Here is a 20,838-nt window from a genome sequence, read left to right as displayed (position 1 = left end):
GGCAGGTACCCGAACCGGTCATCGATGATGCTGTTCTGATCCTTTCCGAGCTGTTGAGCAACGCCTGTCGGTACGCCCGTCCGCTCGGCCCGCTGCCGGCCCTGGGCCGCAGCGCCCGGGCCGAGGTGCTCGGGCAGGTGCTGGTCGGCGTCCCCTCCGGGGCGACCGCCGCGCAGGGCGCCCGGGAGCCCGCCGAGGGTCCGGCCGAGCCGGCCGGCGGGGTGCTGGTCCGCTGGCAGATGCACGCCGACGGGGTGCTCACCCTGGAGGTCACGGACGGCGGGGCGGCCACCCGGCCGCTGCCCGCGAGTCCCTCGCTGACCTCGCGCGGCGGCCGCGGCCTGAGCATCGTCGACCAGCTGGCCAGCGACTGGGGCGTGCGCGACGCCCCCGGCGAGGTCACGGTCTGGGCGGCGCTGCCCGCCCGGGCCCGGCACGCCCGGCGCACCGGGGGCGATGCCCGTAGCGCGTGAGCCGGGCTCGGGGAATGTGTCGTTAGGCTTCCCGGGACACAGGACCACCGTTCCCGGGAGAGCCGCAGCATGGGCAAGAAGGCCGCCAAGAAGGCGCCGCAGCGCCAGTCCACCACCGCCGTCACGGGCGAGATCCCCGTGGTCGGGGCCCGCGAGGACTGCCCCTGCGGCTCGGGCCGCCGGTACAAGGCGTGTCACGGCCGGGAGGCCTCGCACGCGGTGCAGGAGCTGGTGCACCGCCCGTTCGAGGGCCTGCCGGGCGAGGCCGACTGGGTGGCCCTGCGCGAGCTGGTGCCCGCCGCCACGGTGCCGCTGACGCTGGCCGCCGGGGTGGCCGACGGCGCGACCGGTGACGTCCCGTCGGTGACCCTGGCCACCGTGCTGCCGCTGGCCTGGCCGGCCCTGCGCCGCCAGGACGGCTCGATCCTGCTCGGCCTGCAGACCCAGTCCGCCTCCGGCGACCTCAGCCGCGACCTCGCGGACGCCCTGGAGCTGGCCCTGGCCACCGAGCCGGGCAGCCCGGTGCCGGCCCGCCGGACCGTCCCGGGCGGGCGCCGCCTGCAGGACCTGCTGGACACCACCGCCGCGTTCACGCCCGCCGTGCACACCGGCTTCGAGTTCTGGCTGGAGGACGCCGAGGCCGCCACCGGCGAGGTCGCCGCCTCCCTGGAGCGCGCCAACGCCTCGGCCATCCCGACCGAGAAGCTCGCGAGCGTGGACTCCGCGTACTGGTGCGGCACCCCGGACAAGAACCACCTGCGCTGGGTGATGACCGTGCCCGAGGAGAAGCTGCTGGACGCGCTGGCCCGGCTGAACACGGCCGGCGAGGCCTCGCTCGGCCCGGACACCCGCCTGGTCGGCTCCTTCCGCGCGCACGGCCTGACCGTCCCGGTGTGGGACCTCCCGCTCGCGATGACCGCCGCCGACTGCGAGAAGCCGGCCGCCGAGTTCGCCGAGCGGCTCGCCGCGGTGCTCGCCGACGCGGCCCCGCTGACCGCCGAGGAGCGGCGCACCCGCGCGAACCTGGTGAACCGTCAGGTCACCTTGAACTAAAGGGCGCAGGATCCGCGTGATACGCGTCACATTGTCGCGGTGAACGCGCAATTTCCGGGCGTGGAGGGCGTCTTGGAAATTGGCGCGGGCGCGGATCCTTGTTACTGTCTAAAGAGTCCGGCCGCTGGTGCATCCCCCGTCGCCAGCGGCCGGATCTTTTCTTTTTCCGGAGTGCCCCGCTCGGAGCCCCCGGACGGGCCCGGGCCGAGACCCGGGAGAAGCCCGGATCCGGGCCCGGCGGACGGTGTCGACAGCCCGTCCCGCTCCGGTGGCCCTCAGTAGGCCGAACGCCCGCTGTCCAGCCGGACCGTCGCCTCCACCAACTCCCCCAGCAGCGGCCCGACCTGCGGCAGCCAGACCCCGCCGCCGACGCCCGGTCGCGGCGCGAGCACCCAGCGCACCCTCCCCCAGCCTCCGGCCGAGGGGACCCCGACGGCCGCGCCGCCGGGCGGCAGCGGCAGGAAGCCGCCCGCCCCGTGGTAGCGCAACGAGCCCGGCACCCAAGGGAGTTGGGCGAGCATCTCGCCGAGCACGTCCAGCGAGTACGGGGCCACCAGCAGCGCGTAGCGGCCCGGCATCGCCAGCACCGGGCCGAGCGGCAGCCGCAGCGCGCCCAGGTAGACCAGCGCCCGGGCGCCGGCCGCCGCGGGCAGGCTGACCGCCGAGACCGTGGAGCCGGTGGCGGCCAGCACCGGCGCGTCCGGGCTCTGCCGCTCCCACCACCAGCGCACCATCCGGGCGTCCGTGGTGGCGGCCAGCAGCGAGGGGTCGTGCGGGTGCGCGCCGGGGACGGTGCAGTCCAGGTCGCCGCAGGAGCAGCGGCCGTCGCGCAGCACGGCGCCCGGCACCACGGGCCAACGGTGGTCGACGGCGGCCGTCAGGGCCGCGGCCAGCCGGGCGGAACGATCCTCCGACCGGTCTTTCGGGTTCTCACGCATGGCGCTCGTTCCTTTCCCTGACCGCTCGGTTCGCTCCGCTCCGCCGGCGTCCGTCGGGATCCTCCGCGCGGACCCGCCGCGGCACGGACCCGGGCGGCGCGGCGCGGGGCGGGCGGCAGGGCGGACGGCGCGGCACGACGTGGAGCAGGTGTGGAGTACGACGTGAAAGGGCCGCGCAGGGCACAGCCCTTGGAACGAGAATCCCGTACGCGACCGGATGGACGCCGCCCGGGCGCGCTTGGTTCCACCGTACGAGTGAGAGAGTTCCGGCCGACCCGGCTCACGGGCGGCACGGACATACGATCCGGACGGCCGCCCGGGCCGTCCTCCCGGTTCTGCCCGCTCGCGGCCCGCTCCATGCCTCCGGGCCGAGTGGCGCGCGCACCAACCCCGCGCGCCCCCCGACCGGGTCGCGATCGATGTGGAACGGGCCACCGCGTCGTCCTGGATCTGGACATGCCCCGAATGGCCTGTGTAGAAGTGGTGGCATTGCTGTCGATCAATGACGAGTAGTAGCGAATCGAGGCGAAACACGCCCTTTGGCCGTGCTCGCTCCACATTGGCCGTACCTGGGGGTTTCGCATGGCACGTAGCACCGCGTCAGGAGTGACGGCATGAACGAGTCCCACCCGTCGACGGCCCTCCCGACGACGACCGCCGAGCCTGGCGAACCCGGCTGCGCGGGCGGGCTCACCGTCCTCGACCTGCCGGACCTCCCCGGCCCCGTCAACGCCCCGGACGGCACGGCGGACACCCGCACGGCGCCCTCCGCCGCGCTGCAGGACCGTTTGGCCGGACGCCTGTCCGATATCACCAGCCTGCACGAGCACACCGAACGGCTCGCCCGCGCCCGCGGCCTGGCCGCCACCCTGGACACCGTCCTCGCCTCCGGCGCCGCCCTGCTCGGCGCCCGGCGCGGCATGCTGGTCACCCGGCGGCCCGGCGGCGGCCCCGGACAGCCGGTCGGCCACGGCCTCGACCGCGCCAGCCTCGGCGCCCTGGAGACCGTCCCGACCGAGCAGAGCCTGCTGGCCCGGCTGCTGCGCGAACGGGACCGGCCCGCCCAGCTGCACTCCCACGACCTCGCCGAGGACCCGGCCACCGGCGCCCGGCTGCGCGAACTCGCCGTCCACCTCGGCCTCGGCGGCGCCTACGGCCTGCCGCTCGCCACCGAGGAGGACGGCCCGCTCGCCGCCGCCCTCTGGTTCTACGACGAGCCCGCCGAACCGACCGACTGCCAGCGCGAACTGGCCCGCCACTACTGCGAGATCGCCGCCCCGCTGCTCGCCAAGCAGCTGGAGGCGGACCGGATCTCGCGCACCACCGAGGCGCTGCGCCGCGGCCTGCTGCCGGACCGGCTCCCCCGGGCCGCCGGGCTGCGGCTGGCCGCCCGGCTCGTCCCCGCCGGGCTGGAGCGCTCCACCGGCAGCGACTGGTACGACGCGATCCCGCTGCCCGACGGCACCATCGGCCTCACCGTCGGCTCCGTCTCCGGCGACGGCCCCGGCGCGGGCCCCGGCTCCGCCCCCGGCGCGGCCGCCGCGATGGGCCGGGTCCGGGCCGCGCTGCGGGCGTACGCGGTGCTGGAGGGCGAGGACCCGGTCTCCGTCCTGGGGGACCTGGAGCTGCTCCTCAAGACCACCGAGCCGACCCGCACCGCCACCGCCGTCTACGCCTGGATCGAGCCCGAGGAGCGTCGGATCACCCTGGCCGGCGCCGGGCACTGCCCGCCCGTCCTGGTCGGCCGGCACGGCGCCGAGTTCGTGGAGACCTCGCTCTCCGCCCCGCTCGGCATGCTGGCCTGCTGGGAGGCCCCCGGGGTGGAGTTCGTCGCCGAGCGCGGCGACACCCTGCTGCTCTACACCGAGGGCCTGGCCCGCCGCTGCGGCCCGACCCTGCACGCCGGGCAGGCCAACCTGCGCCGGGCCGCCGCCGACGCCCCGCGCGACGTGCGGATCGACCCGGACCGGCTCTGCGCCCACCTGCTGGCCGTCTGCCCGGACCCGGACGCCGGGGGCACGGCCACCGACGACCTGATGCTGCTGGCGGCCCGCTTCGAGTGACGGTTCGGGCCCGGAACGAACGGGCGGCCGGGCGTCCGTACCATGGACGGACGCACGGCCGCCCGCGCGTGTCGCGATCCGACACCTCCCCCAGGGGCGGCGGTACCACCCCCCCAAGGAGGCGTTGCACGTGACCGAGGACCGTACCCCCGCGGTGGCCGAGAACCCCGAGGCCGAGGGCGGCGAGGAGCCTGAGCAGCACAAGGGCCGCAAGAACGGTCTCTACGGCGACATCTCCGACGAGCTGGCCGCCTCGATGAAGTCCGGCTGGGCCGACACCGAGCTGCACGGCCTCGCCCCCGTCGCCCAGGCCCCGTACGCGGCCGAGCGCCGCGCCGCGCTGTCCGCCGCCTACCCGGGCGAGCGCCTGGTCGTCCCGGCCGGCAACCTGCGGGTCCGCTCCAACGACACCGACTACGCGTTCCGCGCCGCCAGCGAGTACGTCCACCTCACCGGCGACCAGACCGAGGACGCGGTGCTGGTCGGCGAGCCGACCGGCGCGACCGGCCACGACTTCGTGCTCTACCTGCTGCCCCGCTCGAACCGCGAGAACGGCGAGTTCTGGCTGGACGGCTACGGCGAGCTGTGGGTCGGCCGCCGGCACAGCCTGGCCGAGCAGGAGCAGCTGCTCGGGCTGCCCGCCCGCGACGTGCGCAAGGCCGCCGAGGAGCTGGCCGCGAAGGCCGCCGACTCCGCCGTGCCGACCCGCATCGTCCGCGGCTACGACGCCGGCCTGGAGGCCGCGCTCGCCGACGCCCTGGACGCCGACAAGGACGCCGGGCTCAAGGAGTTCCTGAGCGGCCTGCGGCTGGTCAAGGACGCGTGGGAGATCGGCGAGCTGCGCGCCGCCTGCGACGCCACCGTCAAGGGCTTCACCGACGTGGTCCGCGAGCTGGGCCAGGCCGTCGCCACCTCGGAGCGCTGGATCGAGGGCACCTTCTGGCGCCGCGCCCGGGTCGAGGGCAACGACGTCGGCTACGGCACCATCGCCGCGGCCGGCCCGCACGCCACCACCCTGCACTGGGTGCGCAACGACGGCGACGTGCGCCCGGGCGAGCTGCTGCTGCTGGACGCGGGCGTGGAGACCAGCACCCTCTACACCGCGGACGTCACCCGCAGCCTGCCGATCAACGGCAGCTTCACCGAGGTCCAGCGCCGGATCTACGACGCGGTGTACGACGCCCAGGAGGCCGGCATCGCCGCGGTGAAGCCCGGCGCCCGGTTCCGCGACTTCCACGAGGCCTCGCAGCGCGTGCTCGCCGAGCGGCTGCTCGCCTGGGGCCTGCTGGACGCCTCGGTGTACGACGTCGAGAAGGTCCTGGAGCTGGGCCTCCAGCGCCGCTGGACCCTGCACGGCACCGGCCACATGCTCGGCCTGGACGTCCACGACTGCGCCCACTCGCGCCGCGAGGAGCACGTCGACGCGCTGCTGGTCCCCGGCATGGTGCTGACCGTCGAGCCCGGCCTGTACTTCCAGCAGGACGACCTGACCGTGCCGGAGGAGTACCGCGGCATCGGCGTCCGGATCGAGGACGACATCCTGGTCACCGCCGACGGCAACGAGAACCTCTCGGCCGGCCTGCCCCGCAGCGCCGAGGACGTCGAGGCCTGGATGGCCTCGCTCGCCTGAGCCTCCGCACGACGGCCGTGACACGGCCACGATGAAGGGCCCGGCCTCCCGAGCAGTGGGAGGCCGGGCCCTTCGGCTCCGGTGCGGGCCGCCGGTGTCAGCGACGGACGGCGGGCCGCAGGGTGGTGGGGGCGCCGTAGTGGCCGTCCGAGGCGCCGCCGACCTCGATCTCCACCGGCTTGGTGGAACCGGTCCGCTTCAGGCCGACCCGAAAGGTGTACTCGGCCGGGTTGCCCGTCATCACGCCGGTCAGCTGGGCCGGCGCCACCCCGATCCGCCCGTTGCAGTCCTCGGTCGCCTCGAAGGACTTCCACTCGCCGCCGACCTTCGCCTCGATCGTGACGTCCTCCCCGGTCAGGCCCTCGCTCGCGGGCACGGACAGGTACACCGCCGGGCGCAGCAGGCCGGGGCCGTCGGGCGAGGAGACCTTGAAGGAGAACTCGGTCGGGGTCCCGCCGACGACCAGCGGGGTCGGCTTGGAGACCGAGTTCACCACCGGGCGGTGCGAGTCGACGACGGACGTGGTCACCACGCCCTTGGTCAGCACCTTGTAGGTGGACGGCACCACGGCGTCCGCCTCGACGTACAGCTTGCCCGGCTGGTTGCCCGCGTCGAGCACCATCCGGTACTCGACCGTCCGGCTCTCGCCGGCGGCCAGCTCGAAGGCCGCGTCGTTGCCCGTACCCGCGTAGTCCATGCCGCCGCCCTGGCTCAGCGCGGGCATGGCCTTCCAGCCGGTGGCGTCCTTGCGCTCCAGGGTGCCCTGCGCCATCGAGAGCACCCGCCGGCACTCCGCGCCCTCGAACTGCTGGGTGGCCACCACCGGCGCCACCGCGCGGGTGCCCGAGGCGTCGTTGTTCTTCCAGGTCACCGAGAAGGAGACCTGGTCGCCCACCTGGATCTTCTGGCCCGCGCGCAGGCCGTCGAAGGTGATCCCGATGCCGCCGGCGGGCTTGGCCGGGGCGGGCGCGGCCGGGGCCTTCGCGGCGGTCTTGGCCTCGGTCTTGGCGGCCACGGGCGCGGCCGGGGCAGCGGCCGGAGCGGCGGCCGGGGCGGCGTTGGTCAGGGCGGGGGTGGTCGGCGCGGCCTCGGTGGTCGGCGCGGCCGGGGCGGGGACGGTCGGGACGGCGCCCGCGCCGGGGGTGGCCGAGGAGGTGGCGGCCGGGGTGGAGGCGGGAGCGGAGGCGGCGACGGACGCCTCGCCGTTCGTCGGGCCGCAGGCCGCGATCCCCACGGCGGTGACGACGGCCAGCGGGACGATCTTCGCAATACGGGCGATAACGGACGCGTTCATGTGACAGTCCCCCCAAGGACATGGTGATGGTGGTGATCGAATGAGCGGGCGCCTACGGTCGCGCCCCGAGGAACCGGCCCGAGCCCCCCGGCTCCGCCGGCTCGCTCTCCCTGCCTCTCACCCTGATAGACGTCCATCCCGCCGGGGGGTTGCAGGCCGGTTCGAAGAATTTTTCCCGGCCCCTCCCCGGAACGCCGAAAGGCGCCGCGACCGGGAGAAACCCGGTCACGGCGCCTCAACTGCCAACGTGGGACGGCTACTTCACGACCGTCACCGGGACGATCAGCTCCTTCAGGGAGGTCAGCGACCCGGAGCCTTCGTACGGCAGCGTCGCCTGGACGGACAGCGGCATCGTGCCGGGCCCGTCCATCGGGTCGAGGGCCATCCGGTACGTCACCCTCTTGGTCTCCCCCGGCGCGAGCGAGAACCAGGCCTGCTGGTCCACCTTCGCGTAGTCCATGCCGCCGCCCATCGAGAGCGGGATCTCCCTCCAGGCGCCGCCGTCCTGGCGCTCCAGCTTGCCCTTGTTCATCATGACCATCTCGCTCGGCGGCGTCCCGGCGTACTCCTTCGTGTAGACCAGCGGCTGGAGCTTGTCGTAGGTCTTCTGGCCGGTGTTCCGGTACGTCACCGTGAAGGTCACCGGGGTGCCGTTGGTGGACACCTTCTGCCCGGCGCCGAGGCCGCCGTCGACCGTGATCGCGATGTCCTTCGCGCCCTTGTCGGACGCGGTCAGGGACGGTGACTTGTGGCCGCTCACGTCCAGGCTGTTGACGATCGTCGTCAGGCCCGACTGGTAGTCGCTCTTGAGCCCGTTCGCCACCACGAAGACCTGGTCCAGGCCCATCCCCCACATCTGGGCGGTGAAGGTGTCCCCGGGCTTGCAGGTGACGTTCCACTGGGTCTTGTCGATCGTCTTGCCGGCCACGGTGGGCTTGGTCCGCACGGGTGCGCCGACCGAGGAGTAGCCGTTGTCCGGGAAGTAGGGCCGGCCCCAGATCGGGCAGTTCGGCTGGTGGCCCCAGCCGCTGTCGGCGACCAGGTCGTCCGTCGTCGGCCAGGCGCCGCCCTCGAGTTCGTCCGGGGAGTTGTAGGCCACGACCAGGACGCCGTACGGCTCGCACCTGGCCGGCGCCCAGCCCTGCTGCGGCTCCGTCGGCGCGCCCGGACTCAGGACGCAGACCCGGTCGGCCGAGACCGGCACGGCCTTCCAGCCCGCCGGGACCTTGAACTTGACGCCCCGCAGGCTGGACGAGCTCGCCGGGCCGCTCGCGGTGCCGGGGGCGGAGGTCGCGGTGGTCGGGACGCCGTCGGCGAGCGGGACCTCCGTCTCGGCCTCGCTGGTGGGCGTGCCCGAATCGGTGGGGGCGGCCGTCTGGCTGGGGTCGCCGGTCGGCTCGGGCGTCGGGCTCGGCGAGGTGGTCAGGGTGGCGGCCGGGGGCGGGACCTCGTCCTGGGCGACCGGCTCGCCGTGGAAGGTGAGCACGCCGAGCGCCATGGCGGCGGCCAGGCCGAGCGGCACGGTGACGGCGTACACCGGGCGCAGCCGGCGGATCCGGTTCTTCGGGGGAGCGGCCGGGCGCAGGCTGGCGGCCGTGACGAGGGAGGCCCGGGCCGTCATCGCCTCGCGGAGCAGCCGTTCCGTCGGTGTCTCGGCCGGCCCGTCGCCGTCGCCGCCGGTGCGGCGGGGGAGCTTGTCGGTCATCGAACCTTCTCCAGGTGCTTTTCCAAGGCGTCCAGAGCGCGGCTGGCGGTGGACTTCACGGCACCCCGGGACAGTCCCAGGGTCTCGGCTATCTGCGCCTCCGACAGGTCGGACCAGTAGCGCAGCACCAGCACCTCACGCTGGCGGGGAGTCAACTCCTGCAGGGCCACCAGCACCCGGCGGTGCTCGTCGTTGAGCACCGCGTGGTCCTCGGCGGACGGGGCGTCGGCCACGTGCGGCGGCACGTACTCGCGGGCGGTCTTGCGGCGGCGCAGCATCGAGCGGGCGCCGTTGACCACCGAGGTGCGCAGGTAGCCGAGCGCGTTGTCGAGGTCGTCCAGCTCCTCGCCGTAGCGCTGGTAGAGCTGGGTGAAGGCGTCCTGGACGACGTCCTCGGCCAGGTCCTGGTGGTCGACCAGCATGACCGCCATCCGGACCAGGCCGAGCCGGTGGGCGTGGTACAGGTCGGTCAGGGTGGGCCGGTCCTCGGCGGGCTTGCGACCGCCGCGCAGCAGCCGGAAGCCGGAACGGCGCTGCTTCGCCTCCTGCTCGGTGGCGGCGCCGGCGAGCGGCTCGCCGGCCTCCTGCGCGCCGAACAGCGCGGCGACGACTCCACGGATGGAGAAGCCCCGCCCCCCTGCCTGCGCGGCGGTCGGCCCGATGGCCATGGACATGCGCGTTTCCGCTTTCCCCCGGGACGGTGACGGCGGCCGCCGTTCCGTCAGGTCACCTGATCAAGATCGTGATCGGGGGGATCATCCCAGCCGCCCTCTGCCGGGTTCCCTCCGCCCCCGTATCAAAGGACGTGTGACGGGGGTGAAGGTTGCAGGCGGGTTCGAAGAAAATTCCGAAGGGGTCGGGACGGCTACACTCACCGGCATTCCGCCACCCGTGAGCAGGGGGTTCGCATGGCCGAGCAGCACGCCGAGGACCGGACCGGTGCCGCCCCGCGGCCGGTGCCCGTCGCCATCGGCCGGCGCCCGGAGCCCGTGCACGACGTCGCGGTGTACGCCTTCCCGGGCATGGCGCCGTTCGAACTCGGCGTGGTGGTCGAGGTGTTCGGGCTGGCGCGGCCCGAGCTGGCCGGACTGCTGGCGGCGCCCTGGTACGGGCTGAAGGTCTGCGCCGACCGGCCCGGGACGCCGCTGGATGCGGTGGGCGGCTTCGCACTGACCGCCCGGCACGGGCTGGACGAGCTGGCCGCGGCCGACACGGTGGTGGTCCCCGGGGTGCCGAACCCGTTCGGCGGCGTCTCCCCCGACCTGGTCGAGGCGCTGCGCACCGCGCACGGGCGCGGCGCCCGGATCGTGTCTATCTGCTCGGGCGCCTTCGCACCGGCCGCCGCCGGACTGCTGGACGGCCGGGGGGCGACCACCCACTGGCGGTACGCCGAGCTGCTCCAGCAGCGGTACCCGGCGGTGCGGGTCGACCCCGACGTACTGTACGTGGACAACGGCGACGTGCTGACCAGCGCGGGCAGCGCGGCCGGCATCGACCTCTGCCTGCACCTGGTCCGCCGGGACCACGGCGCCAAGGTGGCCAACGCGGTGGCCCGCCGCTTCGTGGTGGCGCCGCACCGGGACGGCGGGCAGGCCCAGTTCGTCGAGGCGGCGGTCCGCCCGGTCGAGGAGGAGGACGACGGGATCGCCCTCAGCATGCGGTGGGCGCTGGACCACCTGTCGTCCCCGCTGACCATCTCGCAGCTGGCCCGCGCCGCCCGGATGTCGGACCGCTCGTACCTGCGGCACTTCACCGCCCGCACCGGGACCAGCCCGATGCGCTGGGTCGTCACCCAGCGCATCGCGACCAGTCTGGCGCTGCTGGAGTCGCCGGAGGGGACGGTGGAGGAGATCGCCGCGGCGGTCGGCTTCGAGAGCGCCGCGACCTTCCGCCACCACTTCGGCCGGGTGATGCGCACCTCGCCGACCGCCTACCGGCGCTCCTTCGGGCGCGGGGTGGCCTGAGCCCGCGGTCTACTGCCCCTCGCGCTCCTCCGCGCGCTCCTCCACGGCCTTCTCCGCACGCTTCTCCTCGGTCTTCTCCGCGGACTTCCCCTCGCGCCGGTCCGCGTTGGCGACGATCGCGTCGTGCAGCCACTGGGCCAGGCCCGGCGCGATCTTCTCGTAGGTGTCGGTCCAGCGCGGGTCCGAGACGTACAGGCAGGCCAGGCCGCGGTGGATGGTGTAGGTGCAGTCGTAGAAGTTCTGGCGGATGTGCTGCCGGTGCTCCTCCGCGAGGCCGGTGGCCACCGCGCCGTCGGCGGGCTCGCCGGCGGTGACCGCCCCGGCCAGGCGCTCGTTGAGCGCGGTCATCTCGACCTGGATGCGCTGCCAGTCGGCCTTGGAGTAGCCGCCGGTGCGGCGCTGCGACTCGGCCCAGGCCGCGGTGTCGCCCCAGCGCTGCTCGGCCTCCTGCTCCCAGTCCTCCTGGTAGCCCTCGCCGAAGATCTCGAACTTCTCCTCCGGGGTCAGCTGAATGCCCATTCTCCGTGCCTCCATGGCGTGTTCGACGGCTGAGGCGAGCTCCTGGAGGTGACCGATCCGATCGGTGAGCAACCGGTGCTGCCGCCGGAGGTGCTCGGTCGGGCTGACCGAGTCGTCGTCCAGGATCGCCGCGATCTCGTCCAGGGGGAACCCGAGCTCCCGGTAGAAGAGGACCTGCTGCAGCCGGTCGAGGTCGGCGTCCACGTACCGGCGGTAGCCGGACCGGGTCCGGCCGGCCGGGGACAGCAGGCCGATCTCGTCGTAGTGGTGCAGGGTGCGGACGGTCACCTTGGCGATCTTCGCCACGGCGCCGACCGAGTAGCCCTCACTGGTCATCGGGGTTCCTCCCTGGTGCTGACCACCACCCTCGGCTCTCACGTCGCGTGAGGGTCAAGCCGTGGACGTGGACGGGCCCGTGCCGTCAGACCCCGGCGCCGGCCAGCGCCCGCTCGCGCCGCCGGCCGCCCCGACCGCCCCGGCGGCCGGTGCCACCGCTCCCGCCGTCGCCCGGTGCGCCGGGCCGCTGCCGACGGGACCGCTGGGTGGGCCAGAACAGCACGTACCCGGCGGAGACCACCACGAAGGCGAGCCGGACGAAGCCGCGGGCCGCGTCGGACGGGAGCAACAGCGTGCCGCCGTACAGCGCGGCCAGCGCGATCCAGCTCCACCACGGGACGAGCCGCTTCTGCCCGACGGCGTCCCAGAGCAGGGTGCCGAGCAGGATCGAGGCCGTGTAGTACGTGTAGACGCTCGGGTCGAGCAGGATGCGGGCGTCCGCGCCCAGCAGCACCACGGCCGGCCAGCGGCCGCGCCAGACGGCGACGCAGCCGAGCCCGATGCCGAGCGCGAACTGGGTCGGCCGGTCCCACCAGGGGGTGGCCGGGTCGGTGACCCCGAACCAGCGCAGCGCGGAGGCGGGCTGGTTCGGGATGGTGAACTTGGCGGCCGCCATGGTGTCCAGGTTGCCCAGGTAGAACGGCAGCCAGGCGATCGCCACCAGGGCGCAGAACCAGAGCGCGGTGCGCAGCCAGGCGGGCCGGGGCAGCGCCAGGATCAGCGGGGCGAAGGCGATCGCCCAGGGCTTGGAGTCCACCGCCAGCGCCAGGAAGACCGCGACCTGGACGGGCTTGCCGCGGGCCAGGGCGTGCGCGGCGAGGGTGGTGAAGAACAGCGCGAGGACGTCGTCCAGGTGCGCGAAGCGGACCGAGACCTCGACCCACATCGGGATGAACGCCAGCCCGGCGATCAGCAGCCGCTGCTGCAGCCGCCGGTGGTTGGTCCCGGTGCCGAGGTAGTACAGGGCCGCGGTGCGGCCGACCACGACCAGCATCACCAGGCCCAGCCCGGCGCTCACCGCCTCGGCGATCAGCTCGCCGGTGTGCGGTGCGAACGGGGCGGTGAGCCGGGCCGCGGCCAGGCTGACCGGGCCGATCTGGAGCTCCGGGTGGTGGGCGTAGAGCGACAGGCCGCCGTCGGGCTGGCCGCTGAAGAGCAACTGCTCGCCCTGGCGCAGGTAGTGCCAGGAGAAGCCGCCGCTGGGCTCGACCAGGAGGAACCAGAGCACCGTCCAGGCGGTCAGCAGGACGTGGTGCCTCCGGAGCGGCAGCCCGGCTATCCGCCCGGTCGTCGCCTCGTAGTCGGTGGTGGTCCGTGCCGTGCGTGCTACCCGCACCTGTCCTCTCCCCGCCGTTCCGCCCCCCTCCGGCCGGACATCCTATGTGACGGAGGAGAACCGTCCGGACCGCCCGCGGGACGGCCCGGGTCGGCCCCCGGAACGGCCCGTGCCGCCCGCGGATCCCTCCGAGGGGACGGTGCGGGCGGCACGGGGGTGTTCCGGATCAGTGCGCTTCGGGTCGGCGCGCCTCGGGTCGGCGTGCTTGCGTCAGCGCGCTTCGCCTCAGCCCTGCTGGGCGGACTTGCGGCGGCGCAGCACCACGAGGGTGCCGACACCGGCCACCAGGACGGCGCCGCCGGTGGCCGCGATCGCGGTGGTGTTGCTACCGCCACCGGTCTGGGCCAGGGCCTTGTCGCTGCCGTCCGCGGCGGCCTTGGCCTTGTCGACGGCGGCCGGGGTCAGCGGCGGCGGGGTGATGACCGGGGGCTCCACCGGGAAGTCGATCGGGCCCGAGGTGTCGCCGCTGCTCTCGACCGGGGCCGGGGCGGTGGCCGAGCCGGAGGGCTCACCGGTGGCCGGAGTGGTCGGCTTCTCGGTGGGCTTCTCGGTCGGGGTGTCGGTCGGCTTGCCGGTGGGCGTCTCGGTCGGCTTCTCGGTCGGCGTGACGGTCGCGGTGGCCGACGGCGAGCCGCTCGCGGTCGGGCTGGGCTTGCCCGTCTGGGACTGGGTCGGCGTCGGGCTGGGCTTGCCGGTGTGCGTCGGGGTCGGCTTGCCGCCCGGCGCCTTGATGGTGAAGCCCACGCCGCCGTCGCAGCTGAGGTGGCCGTTGTCGACCGGCTGGTGGGTGGAGTCGTCGAGCTGGGCGGCGAAGACGACCGGGACGACGCCGGCCCGGCCGAGCGGGGAGCCGTCGTTGAAGGACGCCCGGACCTTGATCGGGACGTTCTTGCCGCGGTTCACCCCGAGCAGGTCGTCGGCGACCGGGTTGCCGGCCGAGTCGAGGGTGCCGAGCATCATCAGGACGGAGCTGTTCTTCTCGCCGCTCTGGTCGGGGGCGACCACGGCGGTCTGCCACTCGCCGCCGGGGAGCCGGTACTGGACCTTGAGGTCCTTCGCCTGGAGCGAGCCCGCCTTGTTCTTGAACTTGAGCAGCGGGATGAAGACGAAGTCGTGCTTCGTCCGGTTGTCGATCTTGAAGGTGAACTCGCGGGCGTCGCCGCCGGCGATGAAGGTGCCGGGCACGCCGTTCAGCGAGAGGTCGAGGCTCGCGCGCGACGCCTTGTCGGCCTGCGAGGCGACGGCGGACGGGGTGCCGGTGGCACCGACGGCCATGGCGCCCTGGGCGCCGGCCAGGACGAGCGAGGACGCGAGCGCGGCGGCCCCGGCAAGGGCAAGACTGCGACGTATGGACAAGGGAGACCTCACGGAAGTGTCCGGGCGAGGCCCGGGCGCGAGGGGGCGGCCGAAGAACGCCGCGGACCCCCCGCGAAAGCTGAAAGTGCGACGGAGAGTACCGAACGACGGGACCGGTCCGGAAGGCGGGTGGCACACTGCGGTCCGGGCCCGGGAGAGGGCTGCCCGATTCGTCCAACTCTGGCCGTCCGTACGCCTTTTGCGCTCGGCTGGGACGGCGGCCGGATGACGGGTACACGCCCGGAGGACGGTACCGCACGACCCCCGGCGGCGGGCGGCGCGTGCGCGCGGCACCCGGCCCGCCGGGGGTCGGTCCGTGAGGGGGGTCGGCCGTGCGGAACCGGCCGCGAGGGTTTTGCCCCGAGGGGCCGGCCCGGAAGGCCGGCCCGGAGGATCAGCCCGCGAAGAAGGACTTGGCCGCGATCACCGCGCGCTCGTCCGCCAGCGCCTCGCCCGGGCGGGTGCCGTGGCCCAGCAGCACCCCGCCCCAGCGCATCCCCATGTAGTCGGCGGTCAGCCGGAGGGTGCCGATCAGCGGCTCGGCGTTGTCGTCGTCCTCGGTGGCGAGGGCGGTCACGCCCCAGATGGTGCCGCCGCGCATCCCCTCGCGGAACTCCACGCCGGGCACCCGGAACCAGGCCGACCAGTAGTCGAGGTAGAGCTTGGCGCTGGTCGGCAGCGCGTACCAGTACAGCGGCGCGACGAAGACCAGGTCGGTGGCCGCCAGGGTGGCGTCCAGCAGCGTCCGCTCGTGGCCGGCCGGCTCGGGGTACGTGCCGTCGCCGGTGTGCCGCAGGTCCCGGAAGGGCGGCAGCGGGTGCTCGTCCAGCCGCAGCCACTGCTGCTCGGCACCGGCCGGCAGGCTCGACTCGGCGGCCAGCCGGGCGAGCCGGGCCGAGTTGCCGTCGGGGCGCGCGCTGGCGTCGAGGAACAGGAAACGGCGCGGCGTCTCGGCGCCGGGCGGCTGATCGCCCATCAGGACTCCTCCGTGGTACGTACGGTGCGGACGCAGGAGTGAGCAGCCGTCGGACGCCGGTTTATTCCGCGCCCATGCCAACCGCCGGGCGGCAGCCGGGGATTGGCGGGCGCGGGTCCGGTCCGGCAGCCCGGCCCGGGGGCCGGCGGGCGGAGGTCAGTCGGGCAGCCCGGCCCGGCGGCGGGCGACCTCGGCGACCGCCGCCCAGTCCTTGTCCCCGTCGCCGTGGGCCAGCGCGTCCAGGAAGGCGTCCCGCAGGACGCTGCCGATCGGCAGCGGCACGTTGCGCGCGGCCCCCGCGTCCAGCGCGAGGCCGACGTCCTTGAGGCCGAGCGGCAGCCGGAACCCGGCCGGCTCGTACCGGCGTTCGGCCACCATCGCGCCGTAGCCGGTGTGGATCGGTCCGGGGAAGAGCGTGCCGGTGAGCAGGTCGACCAGGTCGGTCGGCCGGATCCCGTGCGCCTCGGCCAGGCTGCACGCCTCGGCCATCGACTCGATCGCGCAGGCGATCAGGAAGTTGGTGCTGATCTTGACGGTGTTGGCCTGCCGGGGGCTCTCGCCGAAGTGCCAGGTGCGCTCGCCCATCGCGGCGAACAGCGGCTCGGCCCGCTCCAGCAGTTCGGGCGCGCCCGCGACCAGGATGTTCAGCCGCCCCGCCGCCGCGACCGGCGGCCGGCCAAGGACGGGGGCGGCGACGTAGCCGACGCCGTGCTCGGCGTGCAGCGCCTCGGCCCGCTCCGCGAGGGCGAGCGAGACGGTGGCCATGTTGACGTGCAGGGTCGCCCCGGCGCCGGCCAGCAGCGCGGGGTCGAGCAGCAGCCGCTCGACCGCCGCGTCGTTGGCGAGCATGGAGACCACCGTGTCGGCGGCGAACACCTCGGCGAGCGAGCCGGCCGCCTCCGCGCCCTCGGCCACCATGGCGGCCACCGGCTCGGGCGAGCGGTTCCAGACCCGTACGGTGTGGCCGGCCCGCAGCAGGCTGCCGGCCATGCCGCGCCCCATCGCACCCAGCCCCACGAAGCCGATCGTCCGCCCGGTCATCCGCGCACTCCCGTCGCCGCCGCACCGCTCGTATGCGGCCGACTGTACGTCAGAAGAGCTGCGCTACCTGCCGGTCGGCACGGAAGCACACCCGGAGCCGGGCCGGTTCTCAGGCGCAGGCGCGGGCCCGGGACGGCAGCCGGGTGCGGTCGGCGGCCGCGCCGCGCTCCAGCTCGGCGACCACCCGGGTGCGCAGCAGCTCGTACTGGGCCTGGAGCCGGCCGGGGCGGGCCGGGCGGGCGACCGGTCGGCCGCGGCCGACCAGCTCGTCCGGCCCGAACTGCTCGCGGGTGAGGTCGATCTCGAAGCCGGTGGCGAAACGGTTCCACCAGTGGAGGTCCGTCCGCACCCCGTCGACGTACACCTCGCCCATCATGAGCTCGCCGCCGAGCAGGTCGTGCACCACCATCGCCGTCACCCCGCACTGACCACGGGCGGGATTGTCGGGACGCCAGTGGGCCAGATCCTCGGGCGCACAGGTGTCGACGCCCCAGGAGGAGCGGATCGCGCGTTCGATGTCGTTGAGGGTCCACGCCGTCATACCGGGAAGCCTGCCACGCGCCACTGACAGCGGCACCGGCTTTTCGAAGGGTCATCCCGTGTTCTGCGGCTACCCTTCCGGCGTTCACCCGAACGAGACCCCGGCCCGGCGGGCCCGGCCCCGGGCGCGGGGCGGGCCCGCCGGGCCCCCGGTCACTTCGCCAGCTCGGCGACGCCCGCCTGCGCGAACTGCTCGTCCAGGTCGCCGCTGGGCGCGCCCGCGACGCCGACGGCCGCGATCGGGGCGCCCTTCGACTGGATCGGGGCGCCGCCGGCCAGGAACAGGGTGCCCGGGATGTCCTTCAGGTTCGGGGCCTGGGCCAGGCGCTTGGCCAGCTCCGAGGTCGGGGCGTTCCAGGACACCGCGGTGAAGGCCTTGCGCTCGGCCGAGACCGGGGCCTGCGGGCCGGCGCCGTCGCCCTTCAGCAGCACCCGGGTGACGCCGTCGCGGTCGACGACCGCGACCGACACGTGCTGGCCGGCCTTGGTGGCCGCGTCCAGGGCGGCCTGGGCGGCGCGGGTGGCGGCGTCGATGGTCAGGCCGCTGCTCGGGGCCAGGTTCTTGTTCTGGGTGTCGGCCTTCGCCACGGCCGGGACGGCCGGGGTGTCGGTGGACTCGGCGCTGGCCGAGACGGCGCCCACGGTGGCGGCGGCGAGCGCGGCGGCGGCGACGGTGCCGGTCAGCACCCGGGTGCGGACGGAGGTCTTCTTCATGGTCCAGCTCCTCAGCGGATCTGCGGGGTGGGGTCGGGTGAGGTGGGGCGGGGTGGGGGAGTTCGGGGGCCGCCGGGCCGTTGGGGGGATCGCCCGGCGGCGTGCTTCGATCCTCCGGCCGGGGAAGGGGCCGCCGCATCGGCGGTCCGGCGCGGGCGTCCGGGCATGATGGGGGACGGCGGCGTCAACCGATCGGCTGATGCGGCCCCGGGCCGGACGGGTCACCATCGAGGAATCGGTGCGGGTCGGTGCGGATCGGGACGGGCCCGTACGGACCGGCACGGCCGGTACGGGCAGGCGCCGACCGCGCACGCACCACCCGTTCAGCCAGGAGCCACCCGTGCAGCAGCCCCGCCCGACCGCCGGCCGCCCCGCCGCGGACCGCACCGGCGCCGGCGGCGCCCTCGGACACGACGCCGGCGATCCGGACGCGGGCCGGCTCGCACTGCTGCTGGACTCCGCCTTCCTGCTGCTGCTCGCCGCCTCGCTCAGCCGATACCTCACCCACCACTCCGGCACCGCGCAGGCGCCCTGGGTGATCGGGCTGAGCGCGGCCCTCGCGGTCGCCCAGCCGGCCGGGTCCTGGCTCGCCCACCGCCGTCCGACCGCCCCGGACCGGCACCGCCGCTGGGCGCTGGCCCTGGTGGTGGCGCTCTGGGTGGTGCTGGTGCTGCTCGCGCCGAGCTTCGCCTGGTGCGCCGTGCCGCTGATCTACACCGGGCTGCGGGTGCTGCCCGCGAAGGCGGCCATCCCGCTGGTCGGCGCGCTGACCCTGCTGGTGGTGACCGCCGAGGTCCGGCTGCCCGGCGGCGCCGACGCCACCCTCGTCCTGCTGCCGGCCGCGGTGGCCGGACTCGCCACCGGCGTCTTCCTCTTCATGGCCCGGCAGGCCGCCCGGCAGCGCGCGCTGATCGCCGACCTGGTCCGCACCCGGCGCGAACTCGCCGCCACCGAACGGCGGGAGGGCACCCTGGCCGAGCGCGAGCGGCTGGCGATGGAGATCCACGACACCCTGGCACAGGGCCTGTCCAGCCAGCAGATGCTGCTCCAGGCCGCCGAGCGCACCTGGGACACCCACCCGGCGACCGCCCGCACCCACGTCCGCACCGCCGCCTCGGTGGCCGCCCGGAACCTGGCCGAGGCCCGCCGCTTCGTCCACGACCTCGCCCCGGCGGAGCTGTCCGACGGCCGCACCCTCGACCGGGCGCTGCGGGCGCTGGCCGAGCGGGAGTCCGCCGAGAGCGGGCTGCCGGTCCGCTTCCACCTGGACGGCGCGCCCGTGCCGCTGCCCGCCGCCGCGCAGGCCGCGCTGCTGCGGATCGCCCAGGGCGCGCTGGCCAACGTCCGCGAGCACGCCGGGGCGTCGACGGCCGCGATCACGCTGTCCTTCCTCGGTGACCAGGCCGTGCTGGACATCGCCGACGACGGGCAGGGCTTCGACCCGGGCGCGGCCGGGGGCGGTGCGGGTGTCGGCGCCGGGGGCGGGGGCGGCCGTGGGTACGGCCTGCCGGCGATGCGGGCCCGGCTGCGGCAGCTGGGTGGCAGGCTGACCGTGGAGAGCGCGCCCGGCGAGGGCACCGTCGTCTCCGCCGCCATCCCCCTGGACGACCGATGAGCCCGGAACACCGGTCCCCCGAAGCACAGATGAGCCCGGACGAGCGATGACCCTGGAGCACCGATGAGCACGACTCCCGGCCGGACCGCTCCCGTCCGGCTGCTGGTCTGCGACGACCACGCCGTGGTGCGGGCCGGACTGCTGGCGCTGCTCGCGAGCGCCGGCGACATCGAGGTGGTCGGCGAGGCCAGCACCGGGGAGGAGGCCGTCGCGCTGGCCGCCCGGCTGGCCCCGCAGGTCGTCCTGATGGACCTCCAACTCGGCGACGGCATCGACGGAGTGGAGGCCACCCGGCGGATCACCGCCACCCCGGACGGGCCGCACGTCCTGGTGCTCACCACCTACGACACCGACGCCGACATCACCCGGGCGATCGCCGCCGGCGCCACCGGCTACCTGCTGAAGGCCGAGCGGCCCGAGGAGCTGTTCGCCGCCGTGCACGCGGCCGCGCAGGGCCGCACGGTGCTCTCGCCGCCGGTCGCCTCCCGGGTGATGGCGCAGATGCGGGCGCCCTCGCCGCAGCTCACCGAGCGCGAGCTGGACATCCTCGGACAGCTGGCGCAGGGGCTGGGCAACCGGGAGATCGCCCGGGCGCTGTTCATCAGCGAGGCCACGGTGAAGACCCACCTCGGCCGGATCTACGACAAGTTGGGCGTGGACACCCGGTCGGGCGCGGTGGCGGTGGCGAAGGAACGCCGGCTGCTGCGCTGAGCCCGCCCGCTCCGTCCTCCCCCGGCTGCTTCCCCGGCTGCTTCCCCGGCCGCTTCCCCGGCCGCTTCCCTGGCCGCTTCTCCGGCTGCGCTGGGCGCCCGTCCGGTGTCACAGCGTGCTGTCACGATGCTCGGAATGTCGGATTCCACGGCGGCGTCCAGCACTACGTGTCCGCGCCCGGCGTCGGGCGGCTCGGGCGGCGGACACCCCGATGGGACGACAAACCGCTGGTCCCGGGCCTTTCCGACCGCCGCGGAGCACTCCGTCACGATGTGGATGTTTTGTGGATTCCGCTATTGACAAACCAACCACGCGGTTTGTTAGTTTGAGATCAACGACGTCCCCGGAGGTGGGGGCTCGCCGGGCCTGTGCGGACCGCTCTCGCCGGAGGGGGGTGTGGCCAGGGGGGAACGGCGGGTTTGCCGGGGTGTCGGGGGGAGCGGCAACGCCGAAGCCGCGCGACGAGGCGGCGTGGGGGGGGGGCCGGGGGGGGGCGGCCCCCCCCCCCCCCCCCCCCCCCCCCCCCCCGCCGACCCCCCCCCCCCCCCCCCCCCCCCCCCCCCCCCCCCCCCCC

18 protein-coding genes are annotated in these 20,838 nt (G+C 74.8%); 7 read left to right on the top strand and 11 right to left on the bottom strand.

All coding sequences use genetic code 11. The features are described from left to right. The first annotated feature begins 53 nt into the window (after window positions 1-53). Window positions 54-473: an ATP-binding protein gene (locus ACFVU7_RS25515; protein ID WP_380744302.1), complete on the top strand. Its 420-nt coding sequence runs from the start codon at window positions 54-56 to the stop codon at window positions 471-473. Between the two features lie 69 nt (window positions 474-542). Beyond that, a complete protein-coding gene (locus tag ACFVU7_RS25510) occupies window positions 543-1,526 on the top strand; it encodes a DUF5926 family protein (protein ID WP_049655150.1) in 984 nt (327 codons plus the stop codon). A 275-nt stretch (window positions 1,527-1,801) separates the two neighbouring features. On the opposite strand, the gene ACFVU7_RS25505 is transcribed toward ACFVU7_RS25510, so the two are convergent. Further along, window positions 1,802-2,464: a bifunctional DNA primase/polymerase gene (locus tag ACFVU7_RS25505; RefSeq protein ID WP_049655147.1), complete on the bottom strand. Its 663-nt coding sequence runs from the start codon at window positions 2,462-2,464 to the stop codon at window positions 1,802-1,804. Between the two features lie 614 nt (window positions 2,465-3,078). On the opposite strand from ACFVU7_RS25505, the gene ACFVU7_RS25500 reads away from it, so the two are divergent. After that, window positions 3,079-4,527 carry a PP2C family protein-serine/threonine phosphatase gene (locus ACFVU7_RS25500; RefSeq protein WP_380777135.1) on the top strand — a complete coding sequence of 483 codons (1,449 nt, stop codon included), beginning with the start codon at window positions 3,079-3,081 and terminating at the stop codon, window positions 4,525-4,527. A gap of 130 nt (window positions 4,528-4,657) precedes the next feature. Beyond that, window positions 4,658-6,157, top strand: a complete 1,500-nt coding sequence (locus ACFVU7_RS25495; RefSeq protein ID WP_074001837.1) for an aminopeptidase P family protein — start codon at window positions 4,658-4,660, stop codon at window positions 6,155-6,157. Between the two features lie 97 nt (window positions 6,158-6,254). Here ACFVU7_RS25495 and ACFVU7_RS25490 read toward each other — a convergent pair whose 3' ends face one another. The 3 genes from ACFVU7_RS25490 to ACFVU7_RS25480 all read right to left on the bottom strand — a co-directional run bounded on the left by ACFVU7_RS25490 (window position 6,255) and on the right by ACFVU7_RS25480 (window position 9,830). After that, the gene (locus ACFVU7_RS25490) at window positions 6,255-7,451 is read right to left on the bottom strand and encodes a hypothetical protein (protein WP_388047305.1); all 1,197 of its coding nucleotides are present in this window, start codon (window positions 7,449-7,451) and stop codon (window positions 6,255-6,257) included. A 256-nt stretch (window positions 7,452-7,707) separates the two neighbouring features. Then, a complete protein-coding gene (locus tag ACFVU7_RS25485; RefSeq protein WP_388047303.1) occupies window positions 7,708-9,156 on the bottom strand; it encodes a hypothetical protein in 1,449 nt (482 codons plus the stop codon). Then, window positions 9,153-9,830, bottom strand: coding sequence for an RNA polymerase sigma factor (locus tag ACFVU7_RS25480; protein ID WP_241852808.1), 678 nt, complete (start codon window positions 9,828-9,830; stop codon window positions 9,153-9,155). Before ACFVU7_RS25480 ends, ACFVU7_RS25485 begins: the two co-directional genes overlap by 4 nt. 234 nt (window positions 9,831-10,064) lie before the next feature. On the opposite strand from ACFVU7_RS25480, the gene ACFVU7_RS25475 reads away from it, so the two are divergent. Beyond that, the gene (locus ACFVU7_RS25475; RefSeq protein ID WP_388047301.1) at window positions 10,065-11,120 is read left to right on the top strand and encodes a helix-turn-helix domain-containing protein; all 1,056 of its coding nucleotides are present in this window, start codon (window positions 10,065-10,067) and stop codon (window positions 11,118-11,120) included. A 9-nt stretch (window positions 11,121-11,129) separates the two neighbouring features. On the opposite strand, the gene ACFVU7_RS25470 is transcribed toward ACFVU7_RS25475, so the two are convergent. The 7 genes from ACFVU7_RS25470 to ACFVU7_RS25440 form a co-directional block, all read right to left on the bottom strand. Continuing rightward, window positions 11,130-11,975: a MerR family transcriptional regulator gene (locus ACFVU7_RS25470; RefSeq protein WP_388047299.1), complete on the bottom strand. Its 846-nt coding sequence runs from the start codon at window positions 11,973-11,975 to the stop codon at window positions 11,130-11,132. Window positions 11,976-12,060: 85 nt separating this feature from the next. Then, window positions 12,061-13,311 (bottom strand): hypothetical protein, encoded by a 1,251-nt coding sequence (locus ACFVU7_RS25465; protein WP_375875080.1) that lies wholly within the window; start codon window positions 13,309-13,311, stop codon window positions 12,061-12,063. Between the two features lie 225 nt (window positions 13,312-13,536). Beyond that, complete coding sequence (locus ACFVU7_RS25460) at window positions 13,537-14,667, bottom strand: LPXTG cell wall anchor domain-containing protein (RefSeq protein WP_388047297.1); 1,131 nt, start codon at window positions 14,665-14,667, stop codon at window positions 13,537-13,539. 394 nt (window positions 14,668-15,061) lie between these two features. After that, window positions 15,062-15,643, bottom strand: coding sequence for an NAD(P)H-dependent oxidoreductase (locus tag ACFVU7_RS25455; protein ID WP_049651640.1), 582 nt, complete (start codon window positions 15,641-15,643; stop codon window positions 15,062-15,064). Between the two features lie 156 nt (window positions 15,644-15,799). Continuing rightward, window positions 15,800-16,684: an NAD(P)-dependent oxidoreductase gene (locus ACFVU7_RS25450; RefSeq protein ID WP_117488646.1), complete on the bottom strand. Its 885-nt coding sequence runs from the start codon at window positions 16,682-16,684 to the stop codon at window positions 15,800-15,802. Window positions 16,685-16,793: 109 nt separating this feature from the next. Continuing rightward, window positions 16,794-17,225 (bottom strand): hypothetical protein, encoded by a 432-nt coding sequence (locus ACFVU7_RS25445; RefSeq protein ID WP_049651638.1) that lies wholly within the window; start codon window positions 17,223-17,225, stop codon window positions 16,794-16,796. 152 nt (window positions 17,226-17,377) lie between these two features. Next, the gene (locus tag ACFVU7_RS25440; RefSeq protein WP_388047295.1) at window positions 17,378-17,938 is read right to left on the bottom strand and encodes a heme-binding protein; all 561 of its coding nucleotides are present in this window, start codon (window positions 17,936-17,938) and stop codon (window positions 17,378-17,380) included. Window positions 17,939-18,278: 340 nt separating this feature from the next. Here ACFVU7_RS25440 and ACFVU7_RS25435 point away from each other — a divergent pair, with 340 nt between their 5' ends. Together ACFVU7_RS25435 and ACFVU7_RS25430 are read left to right on the top strand one after the other, a co-directional pair. Then, window positions 18,279-19,553, top strand: a complete 1,275-nt coding sequence (locus ACFVU7_RS25435) for a sensor histidine kinase (RefSeq protein WP_380782638.1) — start codon at window positions 18,279-18,281, stop codon at window positions 19,551-19,553. 63 nt (window positions 19,554-19,616) lie between these two features. Then, complete coding sequence (locus ACFVU7_RS25430) at window positions 19,617-20,264, top strand: response regulator (RefSeq protein ID WP_388047293.1); 648 nt, start codon at window positions 19,617-19,619, stop codon at window positions 20,262-20,264. Window positions 20,265-20,838 lie beyond the last annotated feature (574 nt).

The sequence above is a fragment of the Kitasatospora sp. NPDC058046 genome (assembly GCF_042885595.1).
Lineage (GTDB): Bacteria > Actinomycetota > Actinomycetes > Streptomycetales > Streptomycetaceae > Kitasatospora.
This window is presented reverse-complemented; position numbering and strand designations above follow the sequence as displayed.

Excerpts from the sequence above, each read along its gene's own strand:
- ACFVU7_RS25510 (WP_049655150.1), top strand. The coding sequence starts at position 543 with ATGGGCAAGAAGGCCGCCAAGAAGGCGCCGCAGCGCCAGTCCACCACC.
- ACFVU7_RS25505 (WP_049655147.1), bottom strand. The coding sequence starts at position 2,464 with ATGCGTGAGAACCCGAAAGACCGGTCGGAGGATCGTTCCGCCCGGCTG.
- ACFVU7_RS25500 (WP_380777135.1), top strand. The coding sequence starts at position 3,079 with ATGAACGAGTCCCACCCGTCGACGGCCCTCCCGACGACGACCGCCGAG.
- ACFVU7_RS25490 (WP_388047305.1), bottom strand. The coding sequence starts at position 7,451 with ATGAACGCGTCCGTTATCGCCCGTATTGCGAAGATCGTCCCGCTGGCC.
- ACFVU7_RS25485 (WP_388047303.1), bottom strand. The coding sequence starts at position 9,156 with ATGACCGACAAGCTCCCCCGCCGCACCGGCGGCGACGGCGACGGGCCG.
- ACFVU7_RS25480 (WP_241852808.1), bottom strand. The coding sequence starts at position 9,830 with ATGTCCATGGCCATCGGGCCGACCGCCGCGCAGGCAGGGGGGCGGGGC.
- ACFVU7_RS25475 (WP_388047301.1), top strand. The coding sequence starts at position 10,065 with ATGGCCGAGCAGCACGCCGAGGACCGGACCGGTGCCGCCCCGCGGCCG.
- ACFVU7_RS25470 (WP_388047299.1), bottom strand. The coding sequence starts at position 11,975 with ATGACCAGTGAGGGCTACTCGGTCGGCGCCGTGGCGAAGATCGCCAAG.
- ACFVU7_RS25455 (WP_049651640.1), bottom strand. The coding sequence starts at position 15,643 with ATGGGCGATCAGCCGCCCGGCGCCGAGACGCCGCGCCGTTTCCTGTTC.
- ACFVU7_RS25450 (WP_117488646.1), bottom strand. The coding sequence starts at position 16,684 with ATGACCGGGCGGACGATCGGCTTCGTGGGGCTGGGTGCGATGGGGCGC.
- ACFVU7_RS25445 (WP_049651638.1), bottom strand. The coding sequence starts at position 17,225 with ATGACGGCGTGGACCCTCAACGACATCGAACGCGCGATCCGCTCCTCC.
- ACFVU7_RS25440 (WP_388047295.1), bottom strand. The coding sequence starts at position 17,938 with ATGAAGAAGACCTCCGTCCGCACCCGGGTGCTGACCGGCACCGTCGCC.
- ACFVU7_RS25430 (WP_388047293.1), top strand. The coding sequence starts at position 19,617 with ATGAGCACGACTCCCGGCCGGACCGCTCCCGTCCGGCTGCTGGTCTGC.